Annotated in this window: 12 protein-coding genes and 1 riboswitch; all 12 genes read right to left on the bottom strand. The window is 34.9% G+C overall.

Annotated features, from left to right (window positions below; genetic code table 11):
- Positions 1-43: 43 nt before the first annotated feature.
- The 12 genes from H8S00_RS07960 to H8S00_RS07905 all read right to left on the bottom strand — a co-directional run bounded on the left by H8S00_RS07960 (position 44) and on the right by H8S00_RS07905 (position 13,677).
- The gene (locus H8S00_RS07960) at positions 44-811 is read right to left on the bottom strand and encodes an N-acetylmuramoyl-L-alanine amidase (protein WP_118588687.1); all 768 of its coding nucleotides are present in this window, start codon (positions 809-811) and stop codon (positions 44-46) included.
- A gap of 62 nt (positions 812-873) precedes the next feature.
- A complete protein-coding gene (locus H8S00_RS07955) occupies positions 874-1,227 on the bottom strand; it encodes a hypothetical protein (RefSeq protein ID WP_021953177.1) in 354 nt (117 codons plus the stop codon).
- A 172-nt stretch (positions 1,228-1,399) separates the two neighbouring features.
- Complete coding sequence (dapB, locus tag H8S00_RS07950; protein ID WP_021953178.1) at positions 1,400-2,155, bottom strand: 4-hydroxy-tetrahydrodipicolinate reductase; 756 nt, start codon at positions 2,153-2,155, stop codon at positions 1,400-1,402.
- A gap of 46 nt (positions 2,156-2,201) precedes the next feature.
- Complete coding sequence (dapA, locus tag H8S00_RS07945) at positions 2,202-3,086, bottom strand: 4-hydroxy-tetrahydrodipicolinate synthase (RefSeq protein WP_021953179.1); 885 nt, start codon at positions 3,084-3,086, stop codon at positions 2,202-2,204.
- An 88-nt stretch (positions 3,087-3,174) separates the two neighbouring features.
- Positions 3,175-3,352, bottom strand: a riboswitch (Lysine riboswitch).
- 86 nt (positions 3,353-3,438) lie between these two features.
- Positions 3,439-4,635: a glycosyl hydrolase gene (locus H8S00_RS07940; RefSeq protein WP_021953180.1), complete on the bottom strand. Its 1,197-nt coding sequence runs from the start codon at positions 4,633-4,635 to the stop codon at positions 3,439-3,441.
- A 64-nt stretch (positions 4,636-4,699) separates the two neighbouring features.
- Positions 4,700-6,235 (bottom strand): glycosyl hydrolase, encoded by a 1,536-nt coding sequence (locus H8S00_RS07935; protein WP_118588688.1) that lies wholly within the window; start codon positions 6,233-6,235, stop codon positions 4,700-4,702.
- Positions 6,236-6,357: 122 nt separating this feature from the next.
- A complete protein-coding gene (locus H8S00_RS07930) occupies positions 6,358-7,731 on the bottom strand; it encodes a hypothetical protein (protein WP_021953182.1) in 1,374 nt (457 codons plus the stop codon).
- Positions 7,732-7,828: 97 nt separating this feature from the next.
- The gene (locus H8S00_RS07925; protein WP_186840371.1) at positions 7,829-8,920 is read right to left on the bottom strand and encodes a PT domain-containing protein; all 1,092 of its coding nucleotides are present in this window, start codon (positions 8,918-8,920) and stop codon (positions 7,829-7,831) included.
- A gap of 360 nt (positions 8,921-9,280) precedes the next feature.
- The gene (locus tag H8S00_RS07920) at positions 9,281-9,910 is read right to left on the bottom strand and encodes a single-stranded DNA-binding protein (protein WP_021953184.1); all 630 of its coding nucleotides are present in this window, start codon (positions 9,908-9,910) and stop codon (positions 9,281-9,283) included.
- A gap of 202 nt (positions 9,911-10,112) precedes the next feature.
- On the bottom strand, positions 10,113-10,988 hold the full coding sequence (locus H8S00_RS07915) for a carbohydrate binding domain-containing protein (RefSeq protein WP_118588689.1): 876 nt from the start codon (positions 10,986-10,988) through the stop codon (positions 10,113-10,115).
- A gap of 107 nt (positions 10,989-11,095) precedes the next feature.
- On the bottom strand, positions 11,096-12,067 hold the full coding sequence (locus H8S00_RS07910; protein ID WP_021953186.1) for an NAD(P)-dependent oxidoreductase: 972 nt from the start codon (positions 12,065-12,067) through the stop codon (positions 11,096-11,098).
- A 26-nt stretch (positions 12,068-12,093) separates the two neighbouring features.
- A complete protein-coding gene (locus H8S00_RS07905; protein WP_158576785.1) occupies positions 12,094-13,677 on the bottom strand; it encodes a glycosyl hydrolase in 1,584 nt (527 codons plus the stop codon).
- Positions 13,678-13,689 lie beyond the last annotated feature (12 nt).

Raw genomic sequence — 13,689 nt, 5'->3', positions numbered from 1 at the left:
GAACCTTAATCCTGTTTTTGTCACCTGAAACTTTTTCATAAAATCAGCTTCTTATAAATGTATTATAGCCCATTGCCCTAAGCCTTTGTTCCATTTCTACAGCATTATCAAGGCTTTTAAATTCTCCTACCCGGACTTTGTATAATCCGTCTTCGAAGACCACCATAGCCGGAAACTGCATGGCTTTAAGCTGGGCTGCCATATTATTGGCTAACTGTCCGTTCCTAAATGCTCCTACCTGAATAGTATAAACCTGGGCATCCGTGGCAGAAATTCCACTATCATCTAATGTATCAATTATGGCATCTGCAATACCCTGAGCAATTTCATTAAAATTATTATCAAATAATTCATTATCTTTATCTGAATTAATAAATCCTGCCTCAATTAAAACTGCCGGCATTTTTGTACGCTTTAAAACCACAAGATTTGGTCTTTCCACAATTCCCTTATCTTCAAAACCGATTGCCGTAAGATTTTTGTTAATGTTTTCCGCTAATTTTTCCTTTAAACCTTCCCTGTTATACACCAAAGTCTGTACTCCTGTGTAAGTATTAGGTACAGCTGAGGAATTTCTGTGGAAAGATACAAACAAATCTCCGCCTGCATTGTTGGCAATCATTGCCTTTTCAAAAGGAGTATTATATACATCAGCAGTTCTGGTATATTCCACATCAAAGCCTGCATTAGTTAAAAGTTTTCCTACTGCCATGGCAAGTGCCAATGCATCATCCTTTTCCTGTCTTCCATTAAAGTTTGCACCCGGGTCAGAACCACCGTGCCCCGGGTCTAATATTATTTTATAAGCCATATTAAACCATTACAAAACTATTTATCATAATAGATTATGCTTATTTTTAATAATTGATACCCTTATTTTTTAGTTGTAGTGTTATTCTGTGTTGTAGTATTTTTCTTAGTTGTATTGTTGTTATTGTTGCTGTTATTTTTATTATTATTTCCATCCATATCATCAATAACATCATCTACGCCGTCTTTAATATCATTTCCAATATCATCTACCACACCGTCATTTTTTGTTCCGTTATTATCTGCATTTCCATTATTTGTGGTATCGTTAATAATACCTGAATTTGCACCGTTTTCTGTTGTAACATTCTCTGTTGTTGTGGCATTTTCATCATTGTTTGTGTTGCCACATGCTGCAAAACATAATGCAGACACTAACAATGTCATGGCTAATAAGTAAATTTTAAATGTTTTCATACTATAAATCCTCCAAATGATTTTCCATATCTTATCGGTTTTCTCAAATTTTTCTCTTTGTTTCCACCCGATAACAATATTGTTTTCACTTTTTTAATTTTTATACAAAAAATAGACTGTGTTTTATTGATTTTAATCAAAAAAACAACAGTCTATTTAAAAATTCAATAAATTAGTCTATTACATCTGCCATATTATATAATCCGGCTTCTTTTCCTTTTAAGAACTTAGCTGCATCAATGGCTCCCTTAGCAAAAATTGCCTTTGAATATGCTGTATGCTTAATTTCAATAACTTCATCTATTCCTGCAAAGATAACTTCATGTTCACCTACAATTGTGCCACCACGAACTGCTGAAATTCCAATTTCGTTTTTAGCTCTCTTCTGGCGTACAGTGCTTCTGTCATAGGTGTAATCGTACTGATTATCTAAAACCTGATTCATACAATCTGCCAGGGCTAACGCTGTTCCACTAGGAGCATCAACCTTCTGATTGTGATGTTTTTCCACAATTTCAATATCAAAACCTCTGTTAGCTAAAACTTCCGTAGCAGTTTTTAAAAGTTTCATAAGTGTATTAATACCTAATGACATATTAGCTGAACGGAGAACTGCCACCTTTTTGCTGGCCTCGTTCACTTTTTCAAGCTGCTCTGCAGACAGTCCTGTTGTACATATAACCACAGGTGTTTTAGTGCTGACAGAATAATCTAATAAATTGTCAATCGCCGATGTGACAGCAAAATCAATTATTACATCTGCCTTTACGGTACACTCCTTTATTGAAGTAAATACCGGATATTCATTATCTATACCTGTATAAGCATCTACACCGGCTACAATTTCTATATCATTGTCCTGTGACACAAGATTGGTAATGACTCTTCCCATTTTGCCATTACATCCGTGCATTATAACATTAACCATCTTTAACCTCCGTGTTTAGATTTTTCTTCTAAATGTAAAATGCTCTTTAGAGGACTCCGTAATCCTTTAATGCCTTTTCAAGTAATTCCTTATGAGCATCTGATAATTCAGTAAGAGGCGCTCTTACGGGACCTGCCTTATAACCTAACATATTCATAGCTGCCTTAACAGGTATAGGATTTACTTCGCAAAATAATGCTCCAATCACATCTATAGCCTCTAACTGAAGCTTTGTAGCTGTAGCTGTATCTCCGTTTAAATATGCGTATACCATATCATGAACCTTCTTTGGAGCAACATGTGACCACACTGAAATAACACCTTTTCCTCCTAATGATAATATAGGAAGTACCTGGTCATCATTTCCTGAATATATATCAATACATCCGTCTGCTAAAGCTGCTAATTTAGCAACAGCTGAAATATTTCCTGATGCTTCCTTAATAGCTACTACATTTTTAACTTCTTTTGCAATTCTTACTGCTGTTTCAGGCTGGATAGTTGTGCCTGTTCTTCCCGGTATGTTATACATAATAATCGGAATATTAACTGCATCTGAAATAGCTTTATAATACTGGTAAAGACCTTCCTGGGTACACTTATTGTAATATGGTGTAACACAAAGAAGTCCGTTAGCTCCAACCTCCTCAGCTCTCTTCGAAATATTTATGGCTTCACGTGTACAATTTGAACCTGAGCCTGCAATAACAGGAACTCTTCCTGCTACCTTTTCTACACAATACTTAATTACTTCAATATGCTCATCGTGATCCATTGTTGATGACTCACCTGTTGTACCACATACAATAATGGCATCTGAACCACCACTTATCTGGTCATCAATAATTCTCCCAAACTCTTCATAATTAACTGAACCATCTTCATTAAAAGGTGTAATAATGGCTACACCGGCACCTGTAAAAATAGACATTTTCTATTCCTCCTATATTTTATATGTACTTGTAAACCATAGTAAAAGGAGCTTAAAATAAGCTCCTTATAAGAATTCTGATATAAAACTTATAAGTAGCTCCCCATACATAAAATATGTATGACAGTCATATGGCTGTTAACCACATACCCAGGAAACAATCTCCGGAAACCATCTCCTTCGGCGCCGCATCCTTTCTGCTATAGTCATCTGCCTCCGGGACATCATATAACCTACTAATAATTAGCGCAACCTCTACTATCGTTCAACTATGTTTATAATAACACTGACATTAAATAGTGTCAACTAAAATACTTTTATTTATTATATGTTTTTTTAGTTAATTATGTCATTATTTTACTATATCTTTTTGTGTATTTTTTTCTTTTTTAACTTTACTACTATTTTCATATCCTTCAGGCATTCCAAGGCTCTGATATAGTTTTCCTAAATCCGTAATTTCACCTGTAGTTATATCAAGTAATGCGGAACCTCCGTTTCTGTAATCTGTAGGATTAAAAGAGAACCATGAATACCTCTCCACATAATCTCTTTTATCTAATTCAGGAATAACACCCTTCATATAATCAATAACTGATTGTCTCATTTGCTTTGTTCTGTAAGGAACACCACTTATGGCAAATTCCGTTATCCAAATTGGCTTGTGATACATCTCCCATGTTTTGTCAACTAAATCTAAAAATGCCTGTACCCCCTCTTCATTCCACCAGTTCCAATAATGATGAATAGGTATAAAATCAACATCCATTTTTTCTTTTTTCATTTGTTTCATAAATGGCACAAACCAGTCATCTGACCATGGAGGACATAATGCCGTGGCAGGAGAACCTACATAAATATCCTGATTCATAAATGCCTTCATTCCCTCTACTGCATCTTCTACTGATATATTGGACTGTTCCTCCAAATCCGGCTCATTAAATGCCAGCACATACTTATATCCCAGCTTAGGCAATACCGATATTTCCTGCTTATCTGTAGGTGCTGTTGTCCACATCATTGGCACAAACTGTAAATCTCTAAAACTGGTGAAATTATGTTTGGTTATGCTCCAGTTATAATACCATGAAACTCCCCAGTTACCGGCATCAACATTTCTTGCCATATCCTTATTCATGCACAATCCCTTTTTATTCACGTAAAAAGGAATAACATCAGAATAAATTTTCGAGCCTTTTTCTATTTGTGCCTCTATGTATATCTTATGTAACTTAACCTCTGTGGTGTAATACTCATAGGTAGTGGTTTTTCCGTTAGTTTCTGCTATTTTTTTATCATCTGCATAAATTACATACTTTTTAACCTTACCTATTTTTTCAGCACTGTTCCAATTTATTGTAATATATCCTGCCGGTTGCAGTGTTCCTGCCTCAGGAAAGGTTATGGCATTTTCCTTCCAGCTGCTTTTATTTGCATTAATTTTTTGTATTCGATTCTTGTCATTTATTTTAAAACCTGCCACAAGAGATACTATTATTAGTCCTAATAATAAAATCCCCATAATTACTTTCTTTCTGCTTTTTAACATAATACTCTAAATCCAATCTTATGATATTAATTAAGGGGCGGCATTACCACCCCTTAATATGGTTCTATTTTTTTATTTTTACTTTATTTGTTTTGCTCCACTTACAATAGTATTTCTTTCCATTAATTACTTTATAAGCTCTCACTCTTACATAATACGTTTTCTTCTTTGTTAGCTTTTTAATTGTGCCGTTTTTAACTGTAGCACTTGTTGCTGAAATATTCTTTGTTTTTGTTTTGTATTTTTTCTTTGTGCTAAACTTCTTGTTTAATGAATACTGAACCTGATATCCTGCGGCTCTTTTTACAGATTTTATGCTATAGCTAAAGGCCTTCTTTTTAGCTGTCACACTATAAACTGTAGTAGGCACTGCCGCAACGCAGGAAGCCATGGATGTATTCTTTGAAGTTGTATATAATACATTATACTTTTTAGCATTATATCCTGCCGGATTTCCAATATTTGCATATATCTGTCCTAAGGTTGTAAGCTTTCCCGTATCATAATAATAAATACCTGAAGCACCTGTTTTTGAATCTTCCGGATTAAAATCGAACCATGAATATCTTTCAACATAGCTTCTTTCATTTAATCCCTTAAGAACAATTTTCATAAATTCCTGAACCTGTGCATTATGCTTGGCGTTTTTAGGATTAAATACATTTCCTGAATCCGCTACTGCGAACTCAGTAATCCAAATAGGCTTTTTGTATTTTGCATATATTTCATCTATTGTATGAAGATACTCTAATGCCGTGTCAGCATTGTCATAATAATGCTGATATGCATGTACTGCAATAAATGTCATATTATTTTTCTGCGTTTGATTTAAGCCATTCCAAAATGGTGTCCACCACTTGTCAGAATTAATCTGAAATGTTTCTGTTGCAGGAGAACCTAATCTGAGACTTCCTTTGCTGTCAATCATTTCATTCCATCTGTATCTCATTGTATCAGGCTGCTTATTTGATTCCCCTTTTAAATCCGGCTCATTATATGACAACATATATTTGTAACCTTTTCTGTTGGCATACTCACATCTTTTAGAAATATCTACTGAATCGTCTCCCCAAATCATAGGAACAAACTCTAAATCATAAAATTTTTTATTTTTATAATTCCAGTCTTTTAATGATTTGTAGTCCCAGTCATAATACCATCCGATATTCATTGATGCCGGATCAACTGCTGCACCCATATCTCTTCGGTTGACACATATTCCTTTTTTTGTTACATAAAAATTTCTTACATCTGATTTTACAACAGTGTTATCCTTTAATTCTGCAACAATTTGTTCTGTATATCCCTTCACATTGGTAGTATAAAATTCAAATTTCATAATGTCCCCTGATGGTGACATTGTCTTTTTTAATGTTCCGTCAATATAGACCTTATACTGCTTTACATTTTCCAATGTATTATTCCATTTAATATCAATATATCCCGCACCAATTAACTTATTTTGTTCCGGGCTTATTATTGCTTCACCTGACCAGGTATTTGTCTCGTCTGCCTTAGTTACAGTATTGTCAAATATCATTCCTGAAAATAATAATGCAACGGATAAAACCATAGCCAATATTTTTTTTATTTTCTCCATATAAATTATGAAAACCTCCTAGCATTTTCATCATAAACCCTAACAAATGCCTATAAATAAAAGGGCAGAAAAAGTTATTTAAATATATAACCCTTCCACCCTTTCAAATATTTAAAATCTAATTATTTAATAACAATAGATTTCTTTACAACTTTTTTGCTGTATACTTTCTTTCCTGCTGAATCTAAATTGTATGCTCTAACCCGGAAATATGTCTTCTTTCCTGATTTTAACTTCTTAATCGCTATACTTGATTTTGTTGTTGTCTTTGTTTTAGCCTTTTTCATTTTGCTGTTATTAGCATACTTAATTTCGTATCCCTTTGCATTAGAAAGCTTCTTAAATCTTAATTTAGCACTCTTCTTTGCAGCCTTAAATGTTACTTTTGCCTTACCCGGCTTCTTTGTAGCTGTGTAAACACATGTAATATTTAAGTTGCCCTTTACAGGTGTAGAAAGATTGTATTTTGATGAACCTACTTTGTATGCAGAGAATGTCTTTCCCTTTACAGCGAACTGATGTCCTGATGCCTTTTCTCCAGCATTAACATGCTCTGTATATGACTGATTTCCACATATGTACTTAACTGTATACTGGTTACCTGCTGTAACTTTGAAATCATCAACAAAAAGGCTACCCTTCATTGCTGTTTCATCAGGATATGTTGTAATATATGAACCGGCTGTAAACTGAACACATATTGCGTTTCCTGCATATGTCTTTGGAACCTTTACTGTTACCTTTACAGTCTTTTCGCCTTCAACACTGCTATCTGCTTCAATACTTCCACCTGATGTACATCCTGAATATGAAGTTAAATCTAAGCCGTTATTATTGGCAGGATTAATAACATTAAAACCTATGTGCTTAATGTAATTATCTTCCTGTATCGGATCATTATTTTCATCTAATACCGGAATTCTTTCACCGTTTTCATCGTATTTGTAATCACCGTATTCATCTTTTTCATATATAGTTTTCTTACCTTTAAGTGTACTTCTATATTTGAAAGATACAGTATATGTACGACCTTTTTCTACAGGAATATTTGATGTATAAAATCTAAGTCCGTACGGATTATCACCTACTAATGAGCCGTCACGTTCATTATACTGTCCGTCCCATCCTGTATTAGCTGCCCAAAACTGAGCTTTAGAAGCTGTTGCTCCCGGTGCAACCCATCCCTGTGTTGCAAAATCTCCTAAAGGAACCTGACCATTAGGATAATCCTCAGTTCTAATATGTGTCAATGCATGATACCAACAATACTTAACCTTCTTACCATCTTCTCCATCTACATGTCCATTATGAAGCTTATCTAAGCTTGATTCTTTTCCATCCGCAGGAATTATTGAAAAATAGTTCCATGTAATATTTGAAGCAACATTAGCTCCATTGCTGGCATGTGATGCAGCTGGAACAATATTAATTGAACCAACTACCATAGTAAGAGCTAAAGCAACTGATGATACTTTCTTTAAAAATCCTTTTCTCACTTCTTGTCCTCCTGAACAAATTGATAAATTACCTGTTATTAAACAGTTACCCAATGCATAAGCATTGGGTAACATTTATATAGTATGCTGTCAAAAACTATTTTTTAATTTTAATTGACTTTTTAACCCATGCACTTGATTTGTATCCACTTGCAATTGCACGAACCTTAAATGTGTATTTCTTACCCTTTTTAAGTTTCTTAACTGTTAATGTATTCTTCTTTGCGCTATATGTCTTGCTTCCAACCTTAATCTGGTACTTCTTAGCCTTTGAAACCTTCTTCCATGAAAGCTTAACAGTTCCTTTTTTCTTGTTTACAGCCTTAAGACCTTTAACCTTTGCAAGTGTTTTTACAGTAGGCTTTGTTGTTGGCTTAACTGTAGGTTTTACTGTTGGTTTCTCAGTTGGCTTAACTGTAGGTTTCTCAGTTGGCTTAACTGTAGGTTTTTCTGTTGGAATTTCCGGTGCCTTTTCATAATCCGGATCAACACCTAAATCTTCAAAAGTGATATCTGAGAATGTAACTGTACCTGTCCAGTTTGCTTCTTTAGCCTTTACATTTTCATTTACAACCGGGAAAGCTCCTAATGAAATAACCATCTGTAAAGATGTTGTTGCCTGGCTCTTAAATTCGGTGTATGTAAATGTCTTTTCATCAGTTCCAAGTTCTGCTTCTGTTTCACCAAACATATAGTCACCTGAACCTGTATTAAATGCAAGGTTAAAATACTTAGTTGATGTAGCTTTTGCCTTAAATGAAATATTATAAATATGACCCTCTGTAAGTTTGATATTATCCATTGTCATTCTAAGTGACCATGGATTGTTTAAACCATTACCATAGTCTGCCTGCCAACCATTGCTCTTGATATTAGCTGCAAAACCATTTGCAACCACGCCTGAATCAGTTATTCCTCCAACAACTTCACCATTGGCATTTGTTGTTGCTGAATTGAAATTTGTAACTGTTGTATTAGCTGAATCAGTAAAAGTAATTGAATTATATGCTGACTCCTCATAATCACCCCAAGCATGTGGTGCAGTTCCTGACTGATATACCTGCCATGATGATAACTGTCCATCCTCTGCCTTTACTGTTGTCTTATTAACATCAGCTCCTACAAATAAAGATGCAACCAATGCAACTGACATTGTTCCTGCTAACGCTTTCTTGAAAATATTTCTCATTTTCATTTCCTCCTTTAAATATTTCTCCTTTTTTGAAAACGCCTAATTTTCAGTTACCTGTATTGTAACATTTTTTATAAAGATAATCAATATAAAAATGTTTCAATTACGCACTTTTCACAAATAAAAATACTTTTATCCATTTCAAATGTGATTTTTTTCACATATTTTATTTATAACCACTACCATATATTGGTATAATTATCACAATTCAGTTTTTCATACCTTATATACATAAAATCATTTTTACATCTTTTCCTGAATATCTTATATTTTAACCGTCAGATTTTTTTCTTTTAATTCAAAAAAATATACTGTTGTGGATTGCTCCTTACCGGAACTAAACACAACAGTATATTTTTAATCATCAATATATTCTAACTTACTTACCGAAACTTCATAGGCTACATGCTTTTCAGTCTCTTCCTCACTAATCTTCTTTACATATTCCCTGCTCTGAACTCTTCCCCAGATTTGAATATGTCCTCCCACTTCAAAGTTAGATGCATATCTCGCATTTCTCCCCCATGCAATACAAGGTATATAATCTGACTTTCCATATGGGCGATTTACAGCAATAAGCAAATCAGCAATTTCCCTTCCTAATGGCGTTTTTCTGTAAATTGGTGCCTTACAGATATATCCATCCAAAAAGATTTGATTAGTTTTTCCTGACTCAAGATTCTCTTCTACCTCTTCCCATTCTCTTACGAATATGGAAAGAACCAGCTTGTTCTTTGTCCCCTCGTGCCTGTTATAGGATCTAAACTGACCTGAAACCTCTACCAGTCTGCCCTGGTAGTCTTCGTTAATATCTACCAGTCTCTCAGATACCATTAACGGAATTACATCTGTTAAATCACTTAGTCGGTCTACAGACACATCAACTATGTAAAATCCCTCTCCAAAAACTTCATGGCTAAATCTGAATTCTGATACGATTTCTCCTATAATACTCACTCTGTTGTTCTCAATAACTTTGTCAATCATTGTATTTCCCCCTTACCACACTTTGGTGTATTATTTTTTTATCAATATTATTATACACTATTTTTTCCTAAAAATGTAAAAAATCGTTCGACTTCTTCCGACTTATAATAGTCTTTATATCAAATGCCTAATTTTTTGGTATTATAACGTAAAAAGGACCGTCATGCAACGATCCTTTTCATATACTGTAAACAGTATTATATTATTTTTTAACCTTAACTGTTTTCTTTGCACTATATGCACCTGCAACACCTGATGATTTTGCAACTGCTGCTACCTGTACACTTACTTTCTTTCCAGCCTTAGCTTTAACTGTAACTGTTGTTTTTTTAGTTGTAGTTACCTTTCTTCCAACTTTCACTTTGTATTTTGAAGCTCCTGCAGCCTTTGCAAACTTAACGGTAACTTTGCCCTTCTTTGTTGACTTAACTGACTTAATCTTTGGCTGCTGAACTAATGTAAACTTAGATACAGTAATTAACGTTGATGATGAGTAATCTCCATTAGCATCAACTGCAAGTCCGTCTGCTGGTTCCTGCTTAAACTGTTTTCTAAATACCTGATATCTTGTAGTGGCATCTCCGTCTTCTGATACACCTTCTCTGTCACCGATATCTCCACCAAGTCCAAAATAAACTGAGTTTGCATTAGCTTTTGCCTTAAATGTCTTGTTTACCTTAACTGTCTTGTTAGCTGGAATCTTTACCCATGTTGAGTATGCTAATGTATCACCTGTAGCAACCTTAACATATGCAAACTTTGTGATATTTGTTGCCTTAATTGTAAATGAAAGTGTGTATGTCTGTCCCTTCTTTACATTAATGTTTTTAGCATTTCCGCTTTTAGCTCCATCAATGTAAACCTGAGCTCCCCAAACACCCATCCAGCCTACAGAATCAATAGCTGCTGTAAAGCCTGATGCCTTGTTTGATGTTAACTTTCCTTCTGCTCCTTCGTACCATCCTTCTGTAGCAACAAAGTAGCTGCCCCAAGTTGCTGCAAAACATGTAGTTCCCATAGCAATTACAAGTGTAAGTGCAAGAACTGATGCTGCAAATTTCTTTGCCAATCTTTTCATGATTGTTCCTCCTTTAAGATATAAAATTTTAATACAATTTGGGAAATATCCGCTCTCCCATATCAAAACGTATTAGATTTTGTGTTCTAACCGACGCCCCTTTTGTTTTATTCTATAACATTTATAGGGGTTCCTGCAAGCCATTTTTGCAAATTTTCTGAAACGATTTTAATAAGTCGCGTTCTTGTCTCCAACGGAGCCCATGCAGCATGAGGAGTGATTATAATGTTTTTGGCATTAAGTAACTGACAATTAGGCGCCATCGGTTCTTTTGATACCACATCTAATGCCGCTCCACATATAACATCATGGTTAAGGGCATAGACTAAATCATCCTCATCCACCACACCTCCACGGGATGTGTTAATGAACAAACTATCACGCTTCATTTTACAAAAGAATTCTTTGTTGCACATTTTTTCCGAATCCCTGTTTAATGGGCAGTGCATTGTAACAATGTCTGACTTCTTAAGAATTGTATCAACCTGTGCATATTCTGCAAATGACTCATTTTTTAGTATTGTGCCCTCATTTTTTAGTGCACTTCGACTGTAGGCAAGCACATTCATGCCAAAGGCATTTGCAATTTGAGCCACCTTCTTTCCAATAGAGCCATATCCTATTATGCCTATAGTTTTTCCACTTAATTCCTTCATTTCCATAAACGGGGAAAATTTGTCGGTTTTTATCCATCCGCCTTCTTGTACAAAATAATTATACCTTGAAATCTTGTTGTAAAAATGAAGAATAAATGCAAAAACATGTTGTGCCACCGCCTCTGTGGAATAGCTTCCTGCGTTACATACCGTTATTCCCTTTTTACGGGTGTACTCTAAATCCACGTTATTATATCCCGTTGCAAATAACCCAATATACTTAAGTTTAGTTGCTTTACACAGCGTCTTTTCAAATAATGGTGTCTTATTACATAATACAACATCTGCCTCACTTATCCGTTCAACTATCTGATTTTCCCCTGTGCTTCCATATATTTTAACATTTCCATATTGATCAAATGCTGAAAAATCTATATCATTATTTAAAGATAATGTTTCTGCATCTAATATTACTATGTTCAAAATTCAGCCTCCGTAAATAGTCTTTTTTATTTTTTTATACTTACTTTCTTAGCCTTAGACCAACTTCCGTATGTTTTTCCGTTAACTCCTCTTATTCTGAAGTAATATTTTTTCTTTTTAGTAAGTTTCTTCACTGTATAAGTAACTTTTTTAGTTGTAACTGTCTTAGTCTTATACTTCTTTGCTGTTCTAAACTTCTTATCTAAAGAATACTGTACCTGATATTTCTTTGCATTCTTAGCACTTTTCCATATTAACTTTACAGAAAGTTTCTTAACGTTAGTTGCTTTTTTTACTGAAACCTTTGCAGGTTTTGCCTTTTTTTTCGGCGCTGACGTCGTAGCAGGCTGTGTTGTTACATTTTTCTTTGTAGTAGGTTCCTGCGTAGTAGTTTCCTCTTTTTCCACATACTTATTAGTTATAACTGATAACTGATAGCCCTCAGGATTTCCCAAACTTGCGTACAACTCTCCTAACTGGGTAATTGCACCTGTTTCATAATCAAATAATGCTGAAGCTCCACTGTATGCTGCTCCGTCTATTTCATTGGCACTGTTAATATTATAAGGGAACCATGAATAACGTTCAACATATGGACGTTCTTCTAATCCTTCCACAATTTCCTTCATGAAATTCTCCACATTTTTTCTTGCCGTTGGATTCTGATAACTATTGTTAGTAAGTACCGGATGCTGTCCCCATACTGAAACCTCAGTCAGCCAGATTGGCCTGTTATATCTTTTATACAATTCATCAATTTTGTTAAGTAATACCTGAGCCTGTCCTTTTTCAGGAAAGGCTGTGTAAAAATGCATAGGTATTGCATCGCATCTTAAATTCTCGTCCTCATCTACCTTTTTAACAAATGCATCTAACCACTCTGTACTTGATGCTACAGCCGGAGCTACCGTTCTACGACCTGTAGCTGTAATGTCTTTCCACAGTTCTACAGCTTCATCCACCGTAAGATTAGACTGTTCAGGATGATCCGGCTCATTAAATCCAAGTATATATTTATCCTTTGATGTAATGTCAGGAATATGCTCCATTACATCCTTACCCCATATCATAGGTGCAACAGGAATTTCGCTAAAATTATCAACTACGGAATTAAACTGTGTTGGTGCCCAGTTATAATACCATGCGCAGTTCATATCACTTAATTTAACTGTTGAACTCATATCAGCACCAAGGGCAACACCTTTTTTGGAAACGTAAAAAGTTACTTCATCACTTTTAACCTCTGTTCCATCGTCCATTGTAGCTACAACATATGCCGTATGGGCAGATACCTGTGTAGTGTATACTTCACACTTTGCTTCCTTAGAAAGCCCTTTGGCATCAAATGTCATCACAGCCTTAGTTCCGTCAACTAAATCACATTCATTTTTCCCATCAAAATAAACCTGATAACCTGACGCATTTTCTAATGTTCCATCGAATTTTATATCAATGTAACCTGCTCCCACAAGTTTTCCCTGTACCGGAGCTGTTATGGCATTCTTCTGCCAATCACTTTTTTCATCTGCCTTTGTCAAATTAGTTGAACTGACAGATATTAACGACACCATCATTGCCATCGTTAATAAAATACTAATAATTCTTTTCACTTTCGTGTCCTC

Source organism: Eubacterium segne (assembly GCF_014287775.1).
Classification (GTDB): Bacteria; Bacillota; Clostridia; order Lachnospirales; family Lachnospiraceae; genus Eubacterium_G; species Eubacterium_G segne.
Note: the sequence above shows the minus strand (reverse complement) of the source record. Positions and strands in the feature narration are given on the sequence as shown.

Excerpts from the sequence above, each read along its gene's own strand:
- H8S00_RS07960 (WP_118588687.1), bottom strand. The coding sequence starts at position 811 with ATGGCTTATAAAATAATATTAGACCCGGGGCACGGTGGTTCTGACCCG.
- H8S00_RS07955 (WP_021953177.1), bottom strand. The coding sequence starts at position 1,227 with ATGAAAACATTTAAAATTTACTTATTAGCCATGACATTGTTAGTGTCT.
- dapB (WP_021953178.1), bottom strand. The coding sequence starts at position 2,155 with ATGGTTAATGTTATAATGCACGGATGTAATGGCAAAATGGGAAGAGTC.
- dapA (WP_021953179.1), bottom strand. The coding sequence starts at position 3,086 with ATGTCTATTTTTACAGGTGCCGGTGTAGCCATTATTACACCTTTTAAT.
- H8S00_RS07940 (WP_021953180.1), bottom strand. The coding sequence starts at position 4,635 with ATGTTAAAAAGCAGAAAGAAAGTAATTATGGGGATTTTATTATTAGGA.
- H8S00_RS07935 (WP_118588688.1), bottom strand. The coding sequence starts at position 6,235 with ATGGAGAAAATAAAAAAAATATTGGCTATGGTTTTATCCGTTGCATTA.
- H8S00_RS07925 (WP_186840371.1), bottom strand. The coding sequence starts at position 8,920 with ATGAGAAATATTTTCAAGAAAGCGTTAGCAGGAACAATGTCAGTTGCA.
- H8S00_RS07920 (WP_021953184.1), bottom strand. The coding sequence starts at position 9,910 with ATGATTGACAAAGTTATTGAGAACAACAGAGTGAGTATTATAGGAGAA.
- H8S00_RS07915 (WP_118588689.1), bottom strand. The coding sequence starts at position 10,988 with ATGAAAAGATTGGCAAAGAAATTTGCAGCATCAGTTCTTGCACTTACA.